Genomic DNA, 21,407 nt, shown 5'->3' with positions numbered 1-21,407 from the left:
GTTGATAGGCCAGATGTGGAAGCCCGGTAACGGGTGGAGCTGACTGGTACTAATAGGCCGAGGGCTTGTCCTCAGTTGCTCGCGTCCACTGTGTTGTTCCCAGGCCACGAACAGTCGTGCTGGTTGAACAGCGTCACTCATAAATTGAAAAGTGTGCTTGTTCGCTAAGTGCCGATACTCCGCCTTTTTGGGGGAGTGGCCGATAGTGTTTCGGTGGTCATTGCGTTAGGGAAACGCCCGGTTACATTCCGAACCCGGAAGCTAAGCCTTTCAGCGCCGATGGTACTGCAGGGGGAACCCTGTGGGAGAGTAGGACGTCGCCGAACAATTTTTGAAGGACCCTTGGTCCCAGCGTTCAGCGCTGGGACCAAGGGTCCTTTTTGTTTTGCCCGAAGCGCGTCGGGTGTCCGGCTGCGCAAGAATGTCTGTAGTACCCCGATGACAGGAGCTCCACCCATGTCCACCAACTCTCCCGACGATCGTTCGGAGCGCGAGCCGCGTCGCCGGGACGGCGGTGACCGGGGCGGCTTCGGCGGCGGTCGTGACGACCGTTCGCGCGGTCCGCGCCGCGACGACCGCTCCTCCGGGGGCGGCTTCCGACGCGACGACCGGGGCGGCGACCGCGACCGTGGTCCGCGCCGGGACGACCGTCCCTCCGGCGGCGGTTTCCGCCGTGATGACCGGGGCGGTTCCACCGGTGGTGGCTTCCGTCGGGACGACCGGGGTGGTGGCTATGACAACCGTGGTGGCGGGTTCCGTCGCGATGACCGTGCCCCGCGCCGTGACGACGACCGTGGTGGCCGGCCGGGCGGCTTCGACCGCCGTGACGACCGTCGGGACGACCGCCCCCGCGGACCCCGCCGCGATGACGACAACCGCGGCGGGGGCTTCCGCCGCGACGACCGTGGCGGCAACTCCGGTGGTGGCTTCCGCCGTGATGACCGGAGCGGTTCCACCGGTGGTGGCTTCCGTCGGGACGACCGGGGTGGCAACTCCGGCGGGGGCTTCCGCCGCGACGACCGTGGCGGAAGCTATGACAACCGTGGTGGCGGGTTCCGTCGCGATGACCGTGCCCCGCGCCGTGACGACGACCGTGGTGGCCGGCCGGGCGGCTTCGACCGCCGTGACGACCGTCGGGACGACCGCCCCCGCGGACCCCGCCGGGACGACGACAACCGCGGTGGCGGCTTCCGCCGCGACGACCATGGCGGCAACTCCGGCGGGGGCTTCCGCCGCGACGACCGTGGCGGCAACTCCGGCGGGGGCTTCCGCCGGGACGACCGGGGTGGCGGCTACGACAACCGTGGTGGCGGCTTCCGTCGCGACGACCGGGCCCCGCGCCGTGACGACGACCGTGGCGGCTACCGCCGCGACGACCGGGACCGCGACCGCGGCCCCCGCCGTGACGACGACCGCGGTGGCCGTCCGGGCGGCTACGGCTACGACCGGCGTGACGACCGCCGCGACGACCGGCGTGACGACCGCCCCCGCGGCCCCCGCCGGGACGACAGCCGTCCGGCCGGCGGCGGGTTCCGTCGTGACGACCGTGACCGCGACCGTGGTCCCCGACGCGACGACAACCGGGGCGGCGGCTACCGCGGCCAGCGGGACGACCGCCGCGACGACCGGGGTGGCTACCGAGGCCGCGACGACCGCGGCGGCCGTCCGGGCGGCTACGAGCGCCGCGACGACCGCGACCGCGAGCCCATCAAGCGGCTTCCCATCCCGGACGACGTCACCGGTCACGAGATCGACCAGGACGTCCGCCAGGAACTGCTGAGCCTCCCCAAGACGCTGGCCGAGGACGTCGCGCGGAACCTCGTCATGGTGGCCCGGCTCATCGACGAGGACCCCGAGGAGGCGTACGCGTACTCGCGCATCGCCCTCCGGCTCGCCTCGCGCGTCGCCGCTGTCCGCGAGGCCGCCGGTTTCGCCGCCTACGCGACCCAGAAGTACGCGGAGGCCCTGGCGGAGTTCCGGGCGGCCCGGCGGATGACCGGTTCCGTGGAGCTGTGGCCCGTCATGGCCGACTGCGAGCGCGGTCTCGGCCGGCCCGAGAAGGCCATGGCCATGGCCGGTGAGCCCGAGGTGCAGAAGCTGGACAAGGCCGGCCAGGTCGAGATGCGTCTCGTGGCCGCCGGCGCCCGGCGGGACATGGGGCAGATCGACGCCGCCATCGTCACCCTGCAGAGCCCCGAGCTGGCCTCGAACGCCGTGCACCCGTGGACCCCGCGCCTGCGCTACGCGTACGCGGACGCGCTGCTCGAAGCGGGCCGCGAGGACGAGGCGCGCGAGTGGTTCGGCAAGGCGCTGGAGGCCGACAAGGACGGCGCCACCGACGCGTCCGACCGCCTCGCCGAGCTGGACGGCGTCGAGTTCGTGGACGCGCTGGACGACGACGAGGACGAGCCCGTCGCCGCCGACGCGGACCGGGACGAGGCCGACGAGGACGGCACGTCCCCGGCGTAACGCATGAGAAGAGGGCGGCACCCGGTCACGGGTGCCGCCCTCTTTCGCGTTCAGCCCAGGTTCAGGCTGCGCAGGACCAGACCCGTCGCCGGCTTCGGGCCGAAGGACGTCGACTTGCGGGGCATGGTGACGCCCTGGCGGGCCAGGTCCCGGACGAGCTCCTCGCGTACCGGATGCATCAGCACCGCCGTGGAGCCGTTCCGCTCGGCCTGCTCCACCGCGGCGGCGGTGTCGTGGATGTACGCGATGTGGGCCGGGTCGTCCGGGATGCGCCACACCTGGTCGAGCAGCGCCGAGTGCAGGACCGTCGCGTCGAGGGTGCGCCAGGCGGCCGGGCGGTCCGCCGGGACCGTGCGGGCCAGCAGCGCCTCGTCCGGGCGGTCGACCAGATGGAAGCCCCCGTCGCCCGCGAGCAGGAAGGCGTTGCCCCCGGCGGCCGCGTCGGCCAGCGCTCCCATCGCGTCCGGAAGCGGCCCCGCCACCTCCCGTATCCGGAACAGGCCGGTCAGCGCGGCCAGCGCGTCCGCGACGGGCAGCCCGTGCAGCAGGCGGTGGATGGCGCGGACCCGGAGCGGGTAGCGGGCGGTGTCCACCAGGAGGACCAGGCCGTAGTCCCAGGGGCCCGGGTCCGTGTGCTCCTGCTGGAGCCTGAGATAGGTGGCCCAGCGGTGGTGGCCGTCCGCGATGAGCGCCTGGTGCCGGGCCAGGTCCGCCTGGATCTCCGCGCGTTCGGCGGGATCGGTGACCGCCCACAGCCGGTGGCGGAAGCCGTCCTCCGTCGTCGTGCAGAGCAGCGGCTCCCGTTCGACGGTCCGCTCGACCACCGCGGTCGCTCCCGTCGCCGTGCCCTCGTCACCCCGGTACGTCAGCAGCAGCGGTTCCAGATGGGCGGCGGTGGCGCGCATCAGGTCGGCCCGGTCCTCGACCACATGCGCCATCACGTCCTCGTGCGGCAGCACCACACCGTCCGCCGGGCCCGAGAGGGCGAGGGCGCCGATGACGCCCCGTTGCAGGATCTCGTCGTCACGCTGCTCGTACACGTACAGGGCGGGCTCGGGGTCCGGGGCGAGGACGCCCTCCGCGAGCCAGTCGTCCAGGGTGGCGGCGGCCCGGGCGTTGCGGGCGGCGACCGTGCCGGCCTGCGGCAGGATCAGCCGGACGATGTTGTGCGGGTCCGCCGACTCCAGGTGATGCAGCCCGTCGGGCCGCACGACCACGTCGTACGGGGGAGAGGTCACCGCGGCGAGGCTGCCGACCCGCTCGGGGACGTACCGCAGGCCACGGAACGGAAGCAGACGCAGTCCCTGGTCCGTGCCTCGTGTGTTCATCCACGCATCGTATGTGGGCTGCACGGATGCGCGATGATCGGGGGAGAAGCAGTCGAAGAGGAGCGCGGAACATGAGCGGGACGAGCAGGACCAGGCCGAGCGGCAGCAGCACCGCGCTGAATGAGGCGTACGACACGGCGCTGCTCGACCTCGACGGGGTGGTGTACGCGGGCGGGCAGGCGATCGACCACGCCGTCGAGGCGCTCGGCACGGCCCGGGACGGCGGGATGCACCTGGCGTACGTCACCAACAACGCGCTGCGCACCCCGGCCGCCGTCGCCGAGCACCTGACCGAGCTGGGCGTCCCGGCCGAGGCGACCGACGTGATCACCTCGGCGCAGGCGGTGGCCCGGCTGATGGCCGACCAGCTGCCCGCCGGGGCCCGGGTCCTGGTCGTCGGCGGCGAGGGACTGCGCGTCGCCCTCCGGGAACGCGGCCTCGAACCCGTGGAGTCCGCCGACGACGACCCGGTCGCCGTGGTCCAGGGATACGGCGGCCCCGACCTGCCGTGGGGCCGGTTCGCGGAGGCGTCGTACGCGGTCAACCGCGGGCTGCCGTGGTTCGCGTCCAACACCGACCTGACGATCCCGGGCGCCCGGGGGATCGCGCCCGGCAACGGGGCGGCCGTCGAGGTCGTCCGTATCGCCACCGGCGCCGAGCCGCAGGTGGCCGGGAAGCCGCTCCCGCCGATGCACCGCGAGACCGTGCTGCGCACCGGGGCGGAAAGGCCGCTGGTGGTCGGCGACCGGCTCGACACCGACATCGAGGGGGCGTTCAACGGCGGCGTCGACTCGCTCCTCGTCCTGACCGGGGTGACCGATGCGGCCCAGTTGGTGACCGCCGTCCCCGAGCACCGGCCGACGTACATCGACGCGGACCTGCGCGGGCTGCTCACCGGACAGCCCGAGGTCACCGAGGACGGCGGGGGATTCCGCTGCGGCGGCTGGACGGCCTCCGCCGGGGGCGGTGCCCTCGTGCTGGAGGGCGACGGCGACGCGCTCGACGGGCTACGGGCACTGTGCGCCGCGGCCTGGTCGCACGCCGGGGACGGGGCCTGTGACCTGGACGCGGAGAAGGCGGTGGCCCGGCTGGGGCTGTGAGGACGGGCTCGGGGCCCGGGGGGGCTGGGTAGGCTAACCTAACCGGGTGTTGGTTGAGAGCCCCCCGGATTCCAGTTCCGGCCCGATAGCCGCGCCGGACAAGGCCGCCGCTCCCCGCAGACGTCATGCGGCGAGAGCGGCGGGGCTCCTGGTGGCCGTGGCCGTCCTCGCGCTGGTGTGCCTCGCGTCCGTCGGGATCGGTGCCAAGGCGCTGCCGCTCTCCGACGTGTGGCACGGCCTGTTCCACTACGCGGGCAGCGGCGACGACGTCCTCGTACGCAAGGTCCGCGTCCCGCGCACCGTGCTGGGGCTGCTGGTGGGTGCCGCGCTGGGGCTCGCCGGGGCGGTGATGCAGGCGCTGACCCGCAATCCGCTCGCCGAGCCGGGCATCCTCGGAGTCAACGCGGGGGCCTCCGCCGCCGTCGTCTCCGCGATCAGCTTCTTCGGCGTGACCTCGCTGACCGGCTATGTGTGGTTCGCCTTCGCGGGCGCCGCGATCGTGTCGGTGGCCGTGTACTTCCTCGGCGGAAGCCGGTCCTCCACGCCGGTGCGGCTCGCGCTCGCCGGCACGGCCGTCACCGCCGCGCTGTACGGGTACGTCAACGCCGTACAGCTGCTGGACTCGGCGGCGCTGGACCGGCTGCGGTTCTGGACGGTCGGTTCGCTGGCCTCCGCGAACACGGAGACCGTCGGCAAGGTGTGGCCGTTCATCGCGGCGGGCGTCGCGCTGACCGTGTTCATCGCGCGCCCGCTCAACGCCCTGGAGATGGGCGACGACACCGCCAGATCGCTGGGCGCGAACCTGACCAGGACCCGGGTGCTCGCGATGCTCGCCGTCACCCTGCTGTGCGGGGCGGCGACCGCCGCGTGCGGGCCGATCGTCTTCATCGGGCTGATGATCCCGCACCTGGTGCGCACCCTCACCGGTCCCGACCTGCGGTGGATCCTGCCGTACGCGGCGGTGCTCTCCCCTGTGCTCCTGCTCGGCGCGGACGTGGTCGGCCGGGTCGTCGCCCGCCCCTCGGAGCTCCAGGTCGGCATCGTCACCGCGCTGATCGGCGGGCCCGTCTTCATCTACCTCGTACGACGCAAGAGGATGTCCCAGCTGTGAAGGCCACGACCACGAAGGGGACGGCACGGGCCGTCCGTCCGGTGCGGGCCGTGCGGACCGCCGGCGGGTACTCGTTCCGGATGAACGCGCGGGCGGCCCTGGTCGTCCTGCTCCTGGCCGTCGTGGCGGCGGGCGCCGCGATCGTCCTCATCGGCAGCGGCGACTTCTCGATGACGCCCGACGAGGTCCTGACCACGCTCTTCGGCCACGGCACCTTCCAGCAGGAGTTCATCGTCAAGGACCTGCGGCTGCCGCGCGTCCTCGTCGGGCTCCTCGTCGGCGGGGCGCTCGGGGCCGGGGGCGCCGTCTTCCAGACCATCTCCCGCAACCCGCTCGGCAGCCCCGACGTGCTCGGCTTCGGGCAGGGTGCCACGGTCGGCGCCCTCACCGTGATCGTCCTCTTCCAGGGCGACGCGAAGGAGGTCGCGGCCGGTGCGGTGGCCGGCGGCCTGCTCACCGGTCTCGCCGTGTACCTGCTGGCGTGGAAGCGCGGGGTGCACGGCTTCCGGCTGGTCCTGGTGGGGATCGGGGCGGCGGCCATGCTGACCGCCGCCACCCAGTACCTGATCACCAAGGCGAACCTGGTCGACGCGACACGTGCCGTCGTCTGGATGACCGGCTCGCTCGACGGCCGCGACTGGGCGCAGGTCTGGCCGCTGCTGGTCGTCTGCGCCGTGCTGCTCCCGCTGGTGTACGGGCACGGGCCGGCCCTGCGCGTCATGGAGATGGGCGACGACGCGGCGTACGCGCTCGGGGTACGGGTGGAACGCACCCGCCTCCTCCTCATGGGCGCCGCCGTGCTGCTCGTCGCCGTCGCCACGGCCGCCGCCGGGCCGATCGCCTTCGTCTCGCTGAGCGCCCCGCAGCTGGCGCGCCGGCTGACCCGGTCCACCGGCCCGAACCTGGTGGCCTCGACCCTCATGGGCGCGGCACTCCTGCTCGTCGCCGACTGGGTCGCGCTCGACGCGTTCGGCGACCGCCAGCTGCCGGTGGGCGTCGTCACCGGGGTGCTCGGCGGCTGCTATCTGGTGTGGCTGCTGGTGACCGAGCGCAAGGCGGGGCGCATATGAGATCCCGTGCCTCCGCCCCTCCCCAACCGCCCCGCCCGCGACCGTCCGACCCCCGGAGTACGACCATGCAGCGCCTCACCGCGGATTCGGTGACCCTCGGATACGACCAGCGGGTCATCGCGGAGAACCTTTCGGTCGAGATACCCGACCACTCGTTCACCGTGATCGTCGGCCCCAACGCCTGCGGCAAGTCGACGCTGCTGCGGGCGCTCTCCCGGATGCTGAAGCCGAGCCGGGGCCAGGTGCTGCTCGACGGGCAGTCGATCCACGGGCTGCCCGCGAAGAAGGTCGCCAGGACGCTGGGCCTGCTGCCGCAGTCCTCGATCGCGCCCGAGGGCATCACGGTCGCTGACCTCGTGGCCCGGGGACGGTACCCGCACCAGGGGCTGCTGAGGCAGTGGTCGCCGGAGGACGAGCGGGTCGTCCAGGAGTCGATGGAGGCGACGGGCGTCGGCGAGCTGGCCGATCGCTATGTCGATGAATTGTCCGGCGGTCAGCGCCAGCGGGTCTGGATCGCGATGGCCCTCGCCCAGCAGACGCCGCTGCTGCTGCTGGACGAGCCGACGACGTACCTCGACATCCAGCACCAGATCGATGTGCTGGATCTGTGCGCAGAGCTGCACGAGACGCAGGGGCGGACGCTGGTGGCCGTCCTGCACGACCTGAACCACGCGGCGCGCTACGCCACGCATCTGATCGCGATGCGGGGCGGGGAGATCGTCGCCGAGGGGGCGCCGGGGGAGATCGTCACCGCGGAGCTGGTGGAGCGGGTGTTCGGGCTGCGGTGCCAGGTGATCTCCGATCCGGAGACCGGGACACCGCTCGTCGTCCCCGCTGCGCGGGCGCGCGGGGCAGAAAAGACGTCCTCAAGCGCCGGACGGGCTTGAGGGTGTGCGTGCAGGGCTTGAGATCGCTACAGCAGTGACTTCAGTTTCAGCAGGTCTCTGAAGCCCGCCTCCAGGCGGACTCGGCCCGAGGCCCAGGCCTTGGCGAAGTTCAGGTCGCCGTCGACCATGGCGACCAGGTCGTCGCCGGTCATCGCGAGGCGGATCTCGGCCTTTTCGCGGGGTGGGCCCTCCAGCGTGTCCAGGACCCGGATGCGGCCGCCGGACAGGCGGCCGGTGAACGTGATGTCCAGGTCGCGGATGTGGCAGCTCAGCGAGCGGTCCAGGTCGGCGGCGCGGCGCACGTCGCCGTCGGCCCCCGCGAGGTTGTCGGAAAGTCTGTCGAGTGCGCTGCGGCACTCCGCCATGGTCGCCATCGTGATCGACGGTACCCCAGCGCTTCGCGGTAGCGTTTCCGCATGAGCGACGCGATGCCCGAGCCCGAGCCGGCCGAGCCCGCGGGGCCCGCGCCCCTCGGAGTCGTACGGACGCCCACCGGCAGCACCGAGGTGGACGGCCTGCTGGAGCGGCTGGCCGACGCCGACCACCTCGCGGCGGACGGACACACCGAGGTGTACGAGGATGTACACCGGGGCCTGCGCGAGGCGCTGAGCGCGCTGGACGCCGGGCCCGCCCCCGCCGCACCGGGACCACCCGTGCCGGTGCCCCCGTACAACCACAGGAGCTGAACCGAACGTGGCAGGAGTCGCCCGTCGCCGTCTCGACGCCGAGCTGGTACGCCGCAAGCTGGCCCGGTCGCGCGAGCACGCCAGCCAGCTCATCGCGGCGGGCCGGGTGACCGTCGGCGGCAACACCGCGACCAAACCGGCCACCCAGGTCGAGACCAGCGCCGCCGTCGTCGTCACCAAGGACGACAGCGACCCCGAGTACGTCTCGCGCGGCGGCCACAAGCTGGCCGGCGCCCTCGCCGCGTTCGTCCCGCTCGGGCTCCGGGTCGAGGGCCGCCGGGCCCTGGACGCGGGGGCCTCGACCGGCGGGTTCACCGATGTGCTGCTGCGCGCCGGGGCCGCGCAGGTCGTGGCCGTGGACGTCGGCTACGGGCAGCTCGCCTGGTCGCTCCAGTCCGACGGGCGCGTCGTCGTCAAGGACCGCACCAACGTCAGGGAACTGACCCTGGAGGCCATCGACGGCGAGCCGGCCGACCTGGTGGTCGGCGACCTGTCGTTCATCCCGCTCGGGCTCGTGCTGCCGGCCCTGGTCCGCTGCACGGCGCCCGACGCCGACCTGGTCCTGATGGTCAAGCCGCAGTTCGAGGTGGGCAAGGAACGGCTCGGCAGCGGCGGTGTGGTGCGCGACCCCGGGCTGCGCGCCGAGGCGGTACGTGAAGTGGCCCGCCGGGCGTGGGCGCTGGGCCTGGGGGTGCGGGGCGTGACCGCGAGCCCGCTGCCGGGGCCCTCCGGGAACGTCGAGTACTTTCTGTGGCTGCGGGCCGGGGCACCGGAACTCGATCCCGCGGACGTCGACCGTGCAGTGGCGGAGGGGCCTCGTTGACGACGAATGCGGCACGTACAGTCTTTCTTCTCGCTCACACCGGCCGCCCGGCCGCGATCCGCAGTGCCGAGCTCGTCGTGCAGGGGCTGCTCCGCAACGGCCTGGGGGTACGGGTCCTCGCCACCGAGGCGGCCGACCTGCCCCTGCCCGCGGCCGTGGAGACCGTCACCGATGCCACGCCCGAGGTGCTCAACGGCTGCGAGCTGCTGATCGTCCTCGGCGGCGACGGAACGCTGCTGCGCGGCGCCGAACTCTCCCGCGCCTCCGGCGTGCCCATGCTCGGCGTCAACCTCGGCCGGGTCGGCTTCCTCGCCGAGGCCGAGCGCGACGACCTCGACAAGGTGGTCGACCGGGTCGTCACCCGGGCGTACACGGTCGAGGAGCGCATGACGATCGACGTCCTGGTGCACAGCAACGGGGAGGTCGTCCACACCGACTGGGCGCTCAACGAGGCGGCCGTGCAGAAGATGTCGGCCGAGCGGATGCTCGAAGTCGTCCTGGAGATCGACGGCCGCCCGGTGACCGGCTTCGGCTGCGACGGCATCGTCTGCGCGACGCCCACCGGCTCGACCGCGTACGCCTTCTCGGCCGGCGGGCCCGTCGTCTGGCCGGAGGTCGAGGCGCTGCTGATGGTCCCGATCAGCGCCCACGCGCTCTTCGCCAAGCCGCTGGTGACCTCGCCGACCTCGGTGCTCGCCGTCGAGGTCCAGCCTCACACCCCGCACGGGGTGCTGTGGTGCGACGGGCGCAGGACCGTCGAGCTGCCCTCCGGGGCGCGCGTCGAGGTGCGGCGCGGTGCCGTGCCCGTCCGGCTCGCCCGGCTGCACCAGGCATCGTTCACGGACCGCCTCGTCGCCAAGTTCGCGCTGCCCGTCTCGGGGTGGCGGGGCGCGCCCCACTGACCCCGCCCGTGTGCACGCGGGCCGGGAAACCTCGTATGGTCATGTCCGTGTTGGAGGAGATGCGGATACGGTCGCTCGGGGTCATCGACGACGCGGTGGTGGAGCTGTCACCCGGCTTCACCGCGGTGACGGGTGAGACCGGCGCCGGCAAGACCATGGTCGTCACCAGCCTGGGGCTGCTGCTCGGCGGGCGCGCCGACCCCGCCCTGGTGCGGATCGGCGCCAAGGCCGCGGTCGTCGAGGGCCGGATCACGGTGGCCGACGGCGACACGGTGGCGCTGCGCGCCGAGGAGGCCGGGGCCGAGATCGAGGACGGGGCGCTGCTCATCAGCCGCACCGTCTCCGCCGAAGGGCGCTCCCGGGCGCACCTCGGCGGCAGATCCGTGCCCGTGGGCGTGCTGTCCGAGCTGGCCGACGAACTCGTCGCCGTGCACGGCCAGACCGACCAGCAGGGCCTGCTCAAGCCCGCCCGCCAGCGCCAGGCCCTCGACCGGTACGCGGGCGACGGCGTCGCCGGGCCGCTCGCCAAGTACGCGGCGGCCTACCGGCGGCTGCGGGACGTCGCGGCGGAGCTGGACGAGCTGACGACGCGTGCCCGCGAACGCGCCCAGGAGGCCGACCTCCTGCGCTTCGGGCTCAACGAGATCGCCGCCGTCGAACCCCTGCCCGGCGAGGACACCGAGCTGGCCGCCGAGGCCCAGCGGCTCGGCCACGCCGACGCGCTCGCCTCCGCCGCCGCCCTCGCACACACCGCGCTGGCCGGCAACCCGGAGGATCCGGAGGCCCTGGACGCCACGACCGTGGTGGCCGCCGCCCGGCAGGCCCTCGACGGGGTCCGCTCGCACGACCCGGCGCTCGCCTCGCTCGCGGACCGGGTCGGCGAGATCTCCATCCTGCTCGCGGACGTCTCCGGCGAACTGTCCGGTTACGCGGACCAGCTGGACGCCGACCCGTTGCGGCTCGCCGCCGTCGAGGAGCGGCGCGCCGCGCTCACCGCGCTCACCCGCAAGTACGGCGAGGACATCACCGCCGTACTCGCCTGGGCGCAGGAGGGCGCGGACCGGCTCACCGAGCTGGAGGGCGACGACGACCGGATCGGGGAGCTGACGGTCGAGCGGGACGCGCTGCGCGCCGAACTCTCCGGCCTCGGGCAGGCGTTGACCGACGCCCGGACGGCCGCCGCCGCGTCCTTCGCGGAGGCGGTGACCGAGGAGCTGGCGTCCCTCGCCATGCCGCACGCCCGGGTGTCCTTCGACATCCGGCAGACCGAGGCGGCGGACGAGGCGTCCGGCATCGAGATCGGCGGCCGCGATGTGGCCTACGGCCCGTCCGGTGCCGACGAGGTCGAGCTGCTGCTCGCCCCGCACCCCGGTGCCCAGCCCCGGCCGATCGCCAAGGGCGCCTCGGGCGGTGAGCTGTCCCGGGTGATGCTCGCGGTCGAGGTGGTCTTCGCGGGCTCCGACCCCGTGCCCACGTACCTCTTCGACGAGGTCGACGCGGGCGTCGGCGGCAAGGCGGCCGTGGAGGTCGGGCGGCGGCTCGCGAAGCTGGCGAAGTCCGCCCAGGTCGTGGTCGTCACGCACCTGCCGCAGGTGGCCGCGTTCGCGGACCGGCAGCTGCTGGTCGAGAAGACCGTGGACGGCTCGGTGACCAGCAGCGGGGTCACCGTCCTGGAGGGCGAGGACCGGGTGCGGGAGCTGTCCCGGATGCTCGCGGGCCAGGAGGACTCCGAGACGGCCCGCGCCCACGCGGAGGAACTGCTCGCCACGGCCCGCGCCGACGGATAGCGGTGACGGCCGGGGCGGTCCGTCCGCCCCGGCCGTACGGGTGTCGCGGCGCCGTACACGCTTTCACTCGTGCGGGTGGTGTCGGCCGTCCGATTTGTCGTGGTGAGCCCCGGAGTAACGGTTCCGTCGTGCCGGAACGCGCGTACGGACTGGCATCCTTGGCGGTGTTCGTACCCCCGACTCGGGAGCCCCGGGAGCCAATCGACGTGTCACAGCTGCGCACGGTCCAGGTACTCGGCGGCGGCAGCGCCGGCAGCAGCACGCACGCCGGCTCGCTGGCCGCCGGGCTGGTCGCCCGGGGCGTGCGGGTCACCGTCTGCGCGCCGGCCGCGCTGGACCGCATCCACGACTTCGCCGCCACCGGCGCCCACTTCGCGCCCGTGCCCCGGCGCAGCGACCCCGCGGCCGTCGCCGCCCTGCGCGCCGCCTGTGCCGACGCGGACGTCGTCCACGCCCATGGACTGCACGCGGCCGTGCGGGCGGCCCTGGCGATCGGCCGCCGGCCCGTCCCCCTGGTCGTCACCTGGCACACCCGGGCCCACGCCGAAGGGGCCCGCCGCCGGCTGCTGCACCTCCTGGAGCGAAGGGCGGTACGCGCGGCGGCCGTGGTGCTCGCCACCTCGTCCGACCTGGTCGACCGGGCGCGCGCCCGGGGCGCCCGCGACGCCCGGCTCGCGCCCGTCGCCGCTCCCCGGCCGCCCCGGCCCGCCGGGCCGCCCGCCGGCAAGGTCCGCGCGGAACTGGGCGCGGTCGAGCGGCCGTTGATCGTCGCGCTCGGCACGCTCGTACCGCATCACGGCTACGACATCCTGCTCGACGCGGCGGCCGCGTGGTGCCGGCTCGACCCCGTGCCGCTGGTGGCCGTCGTCGGCGAGGGGCGGGAGCGGGCGGCCCTGCGGCGGCGGATCACGGCCGAGGGCCTGCCCGTCGAACTGCTCGGCGACCGGTCCGACGCCGCCGCTCTGCTGGCCGCCGCCGATGTCGCCGTCCTGCCCAGCCGCTGGGAGTCCCGCTCCACCTCCGCCCAGCAGGCGCTGCGGTCCGGCGTGCCCCTGGTCGCCACGGCGGTCGGCGGCACGCCCGAACTCGTGGGGGACGCCGCCGTCCTGGTGCCGTACGCGGACGCCGAGGCCTTGGCCGCCGAGGTGGCCCGGCTGCTCGGCGACCCGGCCGAACGGGACCGGCTGGCCGCCGAGGGCCTGCGGCAGGCGGCGAGTTGGCCGACCGAGGACGACACGGTGGCCCAGGTGCTCGCGGTCTACGACGAGCTGGCCCGCTGAGGCGGCCGTTGACAGCCTCCCGACCGGCTGCGATCTTGAAAAATCGGACCGGGCAGCTGGGGAGGACGCATGGGCGAGGGCAGGCAGGCGTACGGGGACGAGGGCGCCGTCGTGGGCGAGTTGCCCGGCCCCCTCGTCTCCCCGGACTGGCTCGCCGCGCGCCTCGGTGCCCCCGGGCTGCTGGTGCTCGACGCGTCGGTCGGCGCGCACCGGGGGAGCGGAACGCGGATCGCGGGGGCCGGGGTCTTCGACATCGACGGCGCGCTCTCCGACCACGCGGCGCCGGTGCCCCACACCATGCCGGACGCCGCCCGCTTCACCGAAGAGATGCGGGCGCTCGGCCTGAACGACACGGACACCGTGGTCGTGTACGACGCCGCCGGGATCTACTCCAGCGCCCGCGCCTGGTGGATGCTCCGTGCCATGGGCTTCGACCGGGCCGCCGTCCTCGACGGGGGCCTGCCCGCCTGGACCGCCGCCGGGCTGCCGGTCACCGGGGGCGCGCCCGCACCGGCCGCCGGGCGCGGGGGCTTCACGGCCCGGCCCCGGCCCGGACTCCTCGTCGGTGCCGGCGAGGTGGCGCAGGCGCTGGCCGACCCGGGGGCGGCGGTGCTCGACGCCAGGACCCGGGGGCGGTTCGAGGGCACGGAGCCCGAGCCCCGGGCCGGGCTGCGCGGCGGCCACATGCCGGGGGCCGTCAGCCTGCCGTTCGGCCGGCTCCAGGACGAGGGGCGCATGCGGGCGCCCGACGAGCTGCGCGCCGCGTTCGCCGGTGCGGCCGGTGACCGCGGGCGGCTGTACTTCAGCTGCGGGTCGGGCGTGACCGCCTGTGTCCTCGCGCTGGGGGCCGAGCTGGCCGGATACCGGGACCTGACCGTGTACGACGGATCGTGGAGCGAGTGGGGGCTGCCGCCGGCGGACGCGGCGGCCCCGGCGGAGCCTGCGGACCGGCCGGTCGTGACGGGCCCGTAGCGACGCCGACACGGCTCCGCCCGGCTGCCGGGGTGCGGCAGCCGGGCGGAGGAGGAACGGACCGCGTCCGTCAGCCCACGTACGCCCCGCTCGCCGTCAGGCGCAGGGCCGTGTCGATCAGCGGGACGTGGCTGAACGCCTGCGGGAAGTTGCCCACCTGGCGCTGGAGCCGGGCGTCCCACTCCTCGGCCAGCAGGCCCAGGTCGTTGCGGAGGGCCAGCAGCCGCTCGAAGAGCCGGCGGGCCTCGTCGACCCGGCCGATCATCGCCAGGTCGTCCGCCAGCCAGAACGAGCAGGCCAGGAACGCGCCCTCGTCGCCCTCCAGGCCGTCCACGCCCGCGTCGTCGCCCGCGGTCGGGTAGCGCAGGACGAAGCCGTCCTCCGTGGACAGCTCCCGCTGGATCGCCTCGATGGTGCCGATGACCCGCTTGTCGTCGGGGGGCAGGAAGCCCATCTGCGGGATCAGCAGCAGGGAGGCGTCCAGTTCCTTCGAGCCGTAGGACTGGGTGAAGGTGTTGCGCTCGGGGTCGTAACCCCGCTCGCAGACGTCCCGGTGGATCTCGTCGCGCAGCTCGTGCAGCCGCTCGACCGGGCCCTCCGCGTCGCCGGACTCGATGAGCTTGATCGTCCGGTCGACGGCGACCCAGGCCATCACCTTGGAGTGCACGAAGTGGCGCCGCGGGCCGCGCACCTCCCAGATGCCCTCGTCCGGCTCGTTCCAGTGCTTCTCCAGGTACTCGATCAGCTTCAGCTGGAGCCCGGTGGCGTAGTCGTTGCGGGCCAGGCCCGTCATGTGCGCCAGGTGCAGCGCCTCGGTGACCTCGCCGTACACGTCCAGCTGGAGCTGGCCCGCCGCGCCGTTGCCGACGCGGACCGGGGCGGAGTTCTCGTAACCCGGCAGCCACTCCAGCTCCGCCTCGCCCAGCTCCCGTTCGCCCGCGATCCCGTACATGATCTGCAGGTTCTCCGGGTCGCCGGCCACCGCGCGCAGCAGCCACTCGCGCCAGGCGCGGGCCTCCTCGCGGTAGCCGGTGCGCAGCAGCGAGGAGAGGGTGATCGCGGCGTCGCGGAGCCAGGTGTAGCGGTAGTCCCAGTTCCGGGAGCCGCCGATGTCCTCGGGCAGCGAGGTGGTCGGCGCGGCGACGATGCCGCCGGTCGGCGCGTACGTCAGGGCCTTGAGCGTGATCAGCGAGCGGACCACGGCCTCGCGGTACGGCCCGTGGTAGGTGCACTGCTCGACCCACTCGCGCCAGAAGTCCGCGGTCGCCTCCAGCGAGCCGTCCGGGTCCGGGAGCGCGGGCGGCTCGTGGTGCGAGGGCTGCCAGCTGATCGTGAACGCGATCCGGTCACCGGGGGAGACGGTGAAGTCGGAGTACGTCGTCAGGTTCTCGCCATAGGTGTCGGCGGGCGTGTCCAGCCAGACCGAGTCCGGGCCGGCGACGGCGACCGTACGTGAGTCCACCTTGTGCACCCAGGGGGTGACGCGGCCGTAGCTGAACCGCATGCGCAGCTCCGAGCGCATCGGCACCCGGCCGCTGACGCCCTCCACGATCCGGATGAGCTGCGGTGCTCCGTCGCGCGGCGGCATGAAGTCGGTCACTCTGACCGTGCCGCGCTGCGTGTCCCACTCCGATTCGAGGATGAGGGAATCCCCGCGGTAGCGGCGGCGGTCGGCCGCGGGCGGCTCCGCGCCCTCGGGGCGGGCCGGCCCCAGTCGCCAGAAGCCGTGTTCCTCGGTGCCCAGAAGGCCCGCGAAAATGGCGTGTGAATCGAAGCGGGGCAGGCAGAGCCAGTCGGCTGTGCCGTCCCGGCAGACCAGGGCGGCGGTCTGCATGTCTCCGATGAGTGCGTAATCCTCGATGCGCCCGGCCACGTGCATCTCCAGTCGAACGGCCATGTCGCCCCGTGGGGCGCTTACTGCGGGTCAAGAGGGTGTCGCAAGGGGTTGTTGTGGGGGGACCTGCGAACTTTCGGCCTCGCCCGAGCGAGTGTCCGAGCAGGATACGACGCAGCCGGGTGATCCGCGCGACCCTCTTGCCAACCGGAGTGGTCCGATCTAGTGGGGTGCGAGTGGCATATGCGGCTTGCGCCGCGCTTGCGGGCCGGTGGCCGGAAGCAGTCTCCCCCTGTCGCTGATACCCTGGTAGCCCGTGGACCGGTGGTCGTCGGCGAGAGCAGACGAGGCCCCCGAACCGCAGCGACGGCATCTCCGGAATCTCCGGACGGCAACGCCGGCACGCACCTCATGATCGCGACCACGGGAGCCCCCTTTGGCTATGCAGCCCACATCCACGACGACCAAGCACATCTTCGTCACCGGGGGTGTCGCCTCTTCCCTCGGCAAGGGTCTGACTGCCTCCAGCCTCGGCGCCCTGCTCAAGGCGCGCGGTCTCCGGGTCACCATGCAGAAGCTCGACCCGTACCTGAACGTCGACCCGGGCACGATGAACCCGTTCCAGCACGGCGAGGTCTTCGTGACCAACGACGGCGCCGAGACGGACCTCGACATCGGCCACTACGAGCGCTTCCTCGACGTGGACCTCGACGGCTCGGCCAACGTCACCACCGGCCAGGTCTACTCGCAGGTCATCGCCAAGGAGCGGCGCGGTGAGTACCTGGGCGACACCGTGCAGGTCATCCCGCACATCACCAACGAGATCAAGCACCGCATCCGCCGCATGGCCACCGACGACGTCGACGTGGTCATCACCGAGGTCGGCGGCACCGTCGGCGACATCGAGTCGCTGCCGTTCCTGGAGACCGTGCGTCAGGTCCGCCACGAGGTCGGCCGGGACAACGTCTTCGTCGTGCACATCTCGCTGCTGCCCTACATCGGCCCCTCCGGCGAGCTGAAGACCAAGCCCACCCAGCACTCCGTGGCCGCGCTGCGCAACATCGGTATCCAGCCGGACGCGATCGTGCTGCGCGCCGACCGCGACGTGCCGACCGCCATCAAGCGCAAGATCTCCCTGATGTGCGACGTCGACGAGGCCGCCGTGGTCGCCTGCGTGGACGCCAAGTCGATCTACGACATCCCCAAGGTGCTGCACACCGAGGGCCTGGACGCCTACGTCGTGCGCAAGCTGGACCTGCCGTTCCGCGACGTCGACTGGACCACCTGGGACGACCTGCTGGACCGCGTCCACAACCCCGACCACGAGGTCACCGTCGCCCTGGTCGGCAAGTACATCGACCTGCCGGACGCCTACCTCTCGGTCACCGAGGCCATCCGGGCCGGCGGCTTCGCCAACAGGGCCCGGGTCAAGGTCGAGTGGGTCGCCTCCGACGACTGCAAGACCCCGGCCGGCGCGCAGAAGGCCCTCGCCGGTGTGGACGCGATCTGCATCCCCGGCGGCTTCGGCGAGCGCGGCGTGGTCGGCAAGGTCGGCGCGATCCAGTACGCCCGCGAGAACAAGGTGCCGCTGCTCGGCCTCTGCCTCGGCCTCCAGTGCATCGTGATCGAGGCGGCCCGCAACCTCGCCGAGATCCCCGACGCCAACTCCACCGAGTTCGACGCCGCGACCGGCCATCCGGTCATCTCGACCATGGAGGAGCAGCTCGCGTACGTCGAGGGCGCCGGTGACCTGGGCGGCACCATGCGGCTCGGCCTGTACCCGGCGAAGCTCGCCGAGGGCTCGCTGGTCCGCGAGGCCTACGACGACCAGCCGTACGTGGAGGAGCGCCACCGCCACCGCTACGAGGTCAACAACGCCTACCGCGCCGAGCTGGAGAAGAAGGCCGGCCTGGTCTTCTCGGGCACCTCCCCGGACAACAAGCTCGTCGAGTACGTCGAGTACCCGCGCGAGGTCCACCCGTACCTCGTCGCCACCCAGGCGCACCCGGAGCTGCGCTCCCGGCCGACCCGCCCGCACCCGCTCTTCGCCGGCCTGGTGAAGGCGGCCGTCGCCCGCAAGACGGCCGCCGCGGCCGGGGGCGAGCAGGGCAGGTAAGCGGCACCCCCGCAGGCGTTACGGTTGACCGGGGCGCGCGTCCGAGCAGGGACGCGGGCCCCGGTCACCGTTTTTCGTGGGAGGACGCAGATGGGTTTCCAGGACACGCCCGAGGAATGGCGGGTCACCGAGAGCGCGACCCCGTTCCGGGGCAAGAAGACCAGCGTCCGCGCCGACGACGTCGAGATGCCCGACGGTACGGTCGCGCACCGCGACTACCAGGTGCACCCCGGTTCGGTCGCCGTGCTCGCGCTGGACGACGAGGGCCGCGTCCTCGTCCTGCGCCAGTACCGCCACCCGGTCCGCCACAAGCTGTGGGAGATCCCCGCCGGGCTGCTCGACGTGCCCGGCGAGAACCCGCTGCACGCCGCGCAGCGCGAGCTGTACGAGGAGGCGCACGTCAAGGCGGAGGACTGGCGGGTGCTCACCGACATCTACACCTCGCCCGGCGGCTCCGACGAGGCGGTACGGATCTTCCTCGCCCGGGACGTCTCCGAGGCCGAGGGCGAGCGCTTCGAGGTCGCCGAGGAGGAGGCCGACATGGAGCTGGCCCGGGTGCCGCTCCAGGACCTCGTACGCAAGGTCCTTGCTGGCGACCTGCACAACAGCTGTCTCGTCGTGGGTGTGCTCGCGCTCACCGCGGCCCTCGCGGGCGACGGCGTCGAGGCGCTGCGCCCCGCCGACGCGCCCTGGCCGGCCCGCCCCTTCGAAGCCTGACGGACCGTCTGAAACCGTGCGGGGCGGTCGATCGGTCCGCCCATACGGTCACTCCCGCGCATCCCCCGATCGTAAAAAATGCTGATCCGATCGGGGGATGCCCGGGTCGCGCTCCCCCCTCCCGGGACACCCGCCTGAACTACGCTTCGAATGCCCTGACCGGAGTCCCGCAGGGCGACGCGTGCAGCGAAGTGGAGCGTGGCCCGTGACGGATCAGGCGGTGGACACCAGCGGCCCGGCCGAGGCAGCGGGGACCGAGGAGCCGCCCGCGCCGGAACCAGCCCGATTCTTCGGCCGCGAACGCGAGTTGAAGGAACTGCGCGACGACATCGAGCGCGCCGGACTCGACACCATGGCCGGCCGCCGCAGCGCCCGCGCCCGGGTCCTCCTGATCGCCGGACGCCCCGGCTCCGGCCGCACCGCGCTCGCCTCCGAACTCGCCCGCAGGCTCCTGGAGGCCGGCGACTACCCCGACGGGCTGCTCCGCGTCCGGCTCAACGAGACCGGCGTCGGCCCCGTCCCCCCGGACCGCGCCGCCCGCGACCTCCTCGGCCGGCTCGGCCTGACCGGGCCGCCCGGCGCCGACGCCGACGAGCTGTCCGAAATGGTCCGCGAGGCCCTGGCCGTCCGCAGGGTGCTGCTCCTCCTGGACGACGCGGCCGACGCGGAACAGGTCGACCCGCTCCTCCCCGACAACCCGGACTGCCTCGTCGTCGCCACCTCCGAGGGCCCGCTCACCGGCATCCCCGGCGTCCGGCCCTGCACCATCGGCGGCCTGGACGCGGGCTCCGCCGTCGAACTGCTCGGCCGCGCCACCGGCCAGGTCCGGATCACCGTCGACCCGCTCACCGCCCAGACCCTGGCCGAGGAGTGCGGCGGGCAGCCGGCCGCCCTCGTCCTCATCGGCGGCTGGCTCGCCGCGCGCCCGACCGCCTCGGTTGCCGACGCCGGGCGCCGACTGCGCGAATTGCCGGACGACCCCGAACTGCCTGCTGGTGCAAGCCCGTTGACCCGTGCCTTCCGCCTCGTCCACGACTCCCTGCTGGCCACCCCGGCCCAGATACTGCGACTGCTCTCCCTCGCCCCCGGCGGCCTCGCCGACGCCCACACGGCCTCCGCGCTGGCCGGCTGCTCCGTCACGGCCGCCCGGACCACCCTGGACGACTTCGTGACCCTCGGCCTGCTGCGCCGCGAGGGCACCGGCGAACCGCAGTACGAGGTGCCGGGCTGCCTCGCCGGGCTGCTGCGGGCGCTCCTGGCGGACCGGGAACGCCCCGCCGGGATCCAGCTCGCCCGGGCCAGGATGCTGGAGCGCACCGTGCGCCTCCTCCAGTCCTGCCGCGCCGTCACCGACCCCGAGGGCTCGCCGTCCCGCCGCAAGCTGGCCGGCCTCCCGCGCACCCTGCGCTTCCCGGACCCGGAGAGCGCCGCCGCCTGGCTGCGCGCCCGCAGGCCCGCCCTGCTCGCCGCCGCCCGGATCGCCGTCGAGGACGGGGAGCTGGACACGCTGGCCCGGCGGCTGGTCGCCGCGCTGGTGCGGGCGCTCGCCGCGCACGAGGGCACCGACGCCGCCGCCCCCGACCTCTACGCGCTGCACGGCCTGGTGCTGGCCGTCGCGGAGCGCCGCGACCTGCCCCGCGAGCGGGCGGCGGCCCTGCTCAACCTCGCCGACCTGGACGCCGGGACCGGCCGCACCCGGGAGGCGCTGGCCCGCTACCGGGAAGCGCTGGACGCCGGGCGGGCCGCCAAGGACCCGTACGCCACCGGGCGGGCCATGGAATCCGTCGGCGGCGCCTACGCGGAGCTGGGCGACTACCACCGCGCCTCCGACTGGTACGGACGGGCGCTCGCCCAGCGCCTCACCCAGGGCGAGCCGGCCGAGGCGGCGCGCCTGTACGGGCGGCTCGGCACCGTCCACACCTACGCCGGGCGGTACGGCGATGCGCTGCGGAACTGGCGGGCCGCCGCGGCGGGTCACCGCAGGCTCGGCGACCTCGCGGCCCAGGCGCGGGCGCTGAGTGAGATGGCCCGGGTCCAGGAGTACGCGGGCCGGCCGCAGGAGTCGCTGCGCACCTGCCGGGAAGCCGTGGAGTGGGCGCGACGGGCCAAGGACGTACGGCTTCAGGCGGCGCTGGAGCTGCGGCTCGCGGACACCCTGGACCGGCTCGGTGACCCCGCGGCGGCGGGGCTGCACCGGGGTGCGGCCGACAGATTGCTGGGCGAAGAGGGCGCAGCCTGCGAAACCGGCGGTGCTTCCTCGGAAAAATAATGCTTTGCAAGGCTAGACAGCGGGAAGTCCTTCATTAGACTGGCTGCACCGCGGCC

General features: G+C 73.7%; 17 protein-coding genes and 2 rRNA genes. 16 read left to right on the top strand and 3 right to left on the bottom strand.

The features are described from left to right. From ACFZAT_RS14805 to ACFZAT_RS14795, 3 genes are all read left to right on the top strand, one after another. Positions 1 to 73, top strand: a 23S ribosomal RNA gene (locus ACFZAT_RS14805); the annotation flags it as partial. 136 nt (positions 74 to 209) lie between these two features. Then, positions 210 to 326 (top strand): 5S ribosomal RNA (rrf, locus tag ACFZAT_RS14800). Positions 327 to 1,776: 1,450 nt separating this feature from the next. Beyond that, complete coding sequence (locus ACFZAT_RS14795; RefSeq protein ID WP_391264298.1) at positions 1,777 to 2,469, top strand: tetratricopeptide repeat protein; 693 nt, start codon at positions 1,777 to 1,779, stop codon at positions 2,467 to 2,469. Between the two features lie 50 nt (positions 2,470 to 2,519). Here the strand turns inward: ACFZAT_RS14795 and ACFZAT_RS14790 are convergent, their stop codons facing one another. Then, entirely contained in the window at positions 2,520 to 3,797 is a 1,278-nt protein-coding gene (locus ACFZAT_RS14790) for a DUF1015 family protein (RefSeq protein WP_391264267.1), read from the bottom strand. Between the two features lie 71 nt (positions 3,798 to 3,868). On the opposite strand from ACFZAT_RS14790, the gene ACFZAT_RS14785 reads away from it, so the two are divergent. From ACFZAT_RS14785 to ACFZAT_RS14770, 4 genes are all read left to right on the top strand, one after another. Then, entirely contained in the window at positions 3,869 to 4,897 is a 1,029-nt protein-coding gene (locus tag ACFZAT_RS14785; protein WP_391264265.1) for an HAD-IIA family hydrolase, read from the top strand. Between the two features lie 151 nt (positions 4,898 to 5,048). Then, complete coding sequence (locus ACFZAT_RS14780; RefSeq protein ID WP_391264297.1) at positions 5,049 to 6,008, top strand: iron chelate uptake ABC transporter family permease subunit; 960 nt, start codon at positions 5,049 to 5,051, stop codon at positions 6,006 to 6,008. Then, entirely contained in the window at positions 6,005 to 7,078 is a 1,074-nt protein-coding gene (locus ACFZAT_RS14775) for an iron chelate uptake ABC transporter family permease subunit (protein WP_391264263.1), read from the top strand. Before ACFZAT_RS14780 ends, ACFZAT_RS14775 begins: the two co-directional genes overlap by 4 nt. Positions 7,079 to 7,143: 65 nt before the next feature. Next, positions 7,144 to 7,965, top strand: coding sequence for an ATP-binding cassette domain-containing protein (locus ACFZAT_RS14770; protein WP_391264261.1), 822 nt, complete (start codon positions 7,144 to 7,146; stop codon positions 7,963 to 7,965). A 26-nt stretch (positions 7,966 to 7,991) separates the two neighbouring features. On the opposite strand, the gene ACFZAT_RS14765 is transcribed toward ACFZAT_RS14770, so the two are convergent. Then, positions 7,992 to 8,339 carry an SCP2 sterol-binding domain-containing protein gene (locus ACFZAT_RS14765; RefSeq protein WP_026171585.1) on the bottom strand — a complete coding sequence of 116 codons (348 nt, stop codon included), beginning with the start codon at positions 8,337 to 8,339 and terminating at the stop codon, positions 7,992 to 7,994. Positions 8,340 to 8,381: 42 nt separating this feature from the next. Here ACFZAT_RS14765 and ACFZAT_RS14760 point away from each other — a divergent pair, with 42 nt between their 5' ends. The 6 genes from ACFZAT_RS14760 (at position 8,382) to ACFZAT_RS14735 (ending at position 14,415) form a co-directional block, all read left to right on the top strand. After that, positions 8,382 to 8,651 carry a hypothetical protein gene (locus ACFZAT_RS14760; RefSeq protein ID WP_391264258.1) on the top strand — a complete coding sequence of 90 codons (270 nt, stop codon included), beginning with the start codon at positions 8,382 to 8,384 and terminating at the stop codon, positions 8,649 to 8,651. A 7-nt stretch (positions 8,652 to 8,658) separates the two neighbouring features. Next, positions 8,659 to 9,474: a TlyA family rRNA (cytidine-2'-O)-methyltransferase gene (locus ACFZAT_RS14755; RefSeq protein ID WP_391264256.1), complete on the top strand. Its 816-nt coding sequence runs from the start codon at positions 8,659 to 8,661 to the stop codon at positions 9,472 to 9,474. Continuing rightward, positions 9,471 to 10,376: an NAD kinase gene (locus ACFZAT_RS14750; protein ID WP_391264254.1), complete on the top strand. Its 906-nt coding sequence runs from the start codon at positions 9,471 to 9,473 to the stop codon at positions 10,374 to 10,376. The genes ACFZAT_RS14755 and ACFZAT_RS14750 overlap by 4 nt, the downstream gene beginning before the upstream one ends. A 41-nt stretch (positions 10,377 to 10,417) precedes the next feature. Beyond that, positions 10,418 to 12,163: a DNA repair protein RecN gene (gene recN / locus ACFZAT_RS14745; protein ID WP_391264252.1), complete on the top strand. Its 1,746-nt coding sequence runs from the start codon at positions 10,418 to 10,420 to the stop codon at positions 12,161 to 12,163. 206 nt (positions 12,164 to 12,369) lie between these two features. Then, positions 12,370 to 13,443: a glycosyltransferase gene (locus ACFZAT_RS14740; RefSeq protein ID WP_391264249.1), complete on the top strand. Its 1,074-nt coding sequence runs from the start codon at positions 12,370 to 12,372 to the stop codon at positions 13,441 to 13,443. Between the two features lie 69 nt (positions 13,444 to 13,512). Further along, on the top strand, positions 13,513 to 14,415 hold the full coding sequence (locus ACFZAT_RS14735) for a rhodanese-like domain-containing protein (RefSeq protein WP_391264247.1): 903 nt from the start codon (positions 13,513 to 13,515) through the stop codon (positions 14,413 to 14,415). 70 nt (positions 14,416 to 14,485) lie between these two features. Here ACFZAT_RS14735 and ACFZAT_RS14730 read toward each other — a convergent pair whose 3' ends face one another. After that, positions 14,486 to 16,288: a glycoside hydrolase family 15 protein gene (locus ACFZAT_RS14730; RefSeq protein WP_391264295.1), complete on the bottom strand. Its 1,803-nt coding sequence runs from the start codon at positions 16,286 to 16,288 to the stop codon at positions 14,486 to 14,488. Positions 16,289 to 16,691: 403 nt separating this feature from the next. Between ACFZAT_RS14730 and ACFZAT_RS14725 the strand changes: the two genes are divergently transcribed. From ACFZAT_RS14725 to ACFZAT_RS14715, 3 genes are all read left to right on the top strand, one after another. Beyond that, entirely contained in the window at positions 16,692 to 18,365 is a 1,674-nt protein-coding gene (locus ACFZAT_RS14725; RefSeq protein WP_391264245.1) for a CTP synthase, read from the top strand. A 90-nt stretch (positions 18,366 to 18,455) separates the two neighbouring features. Then, positions 18,456 to 19,082 (top strand): NUDIX domain-containing protein, encoded by a 627-nt coding sequence (locus tag ACFZAT_RS14720; RefSeq protein ID WP_391264243.1) that lies wholly within the window; start codon positions 18,456 to 18,458, stop codon positions 19,080 to 19,082. 205 nt (positions 19,083 to 19,287) lie between these two features. After that, the gene (locus tag ACFZAT_RS14715; protein ID WP_391264240.1) at positions 19,288 to 21,351 is read left to right on the top strand and encodes a tetratricopeptide repeat protein; all 2,064 of its coding nucleotides are present in this window, start codon (positions 19,288 to 19,290) and stop codon (positions 21,349 to 21,351) included. Positions 21,352 to 21,407 lie beyond the last annotated feature (56 nt).

Source organism: Streptomyces sp. NPDC008163 (assembly GCF_042956885.1).
GTDB lineage: Bacteria > Actinomycetota > Actinomycetes > Streptomycetales > Streptomycetaceae > Streptomyces > Streptomyces drozdowiczii_A.
The sequence above is the reverse complement of the archived record's forward strand: the minus strand, read 5'-3'. Positions and strand labels throughout refer to the sequence as shown.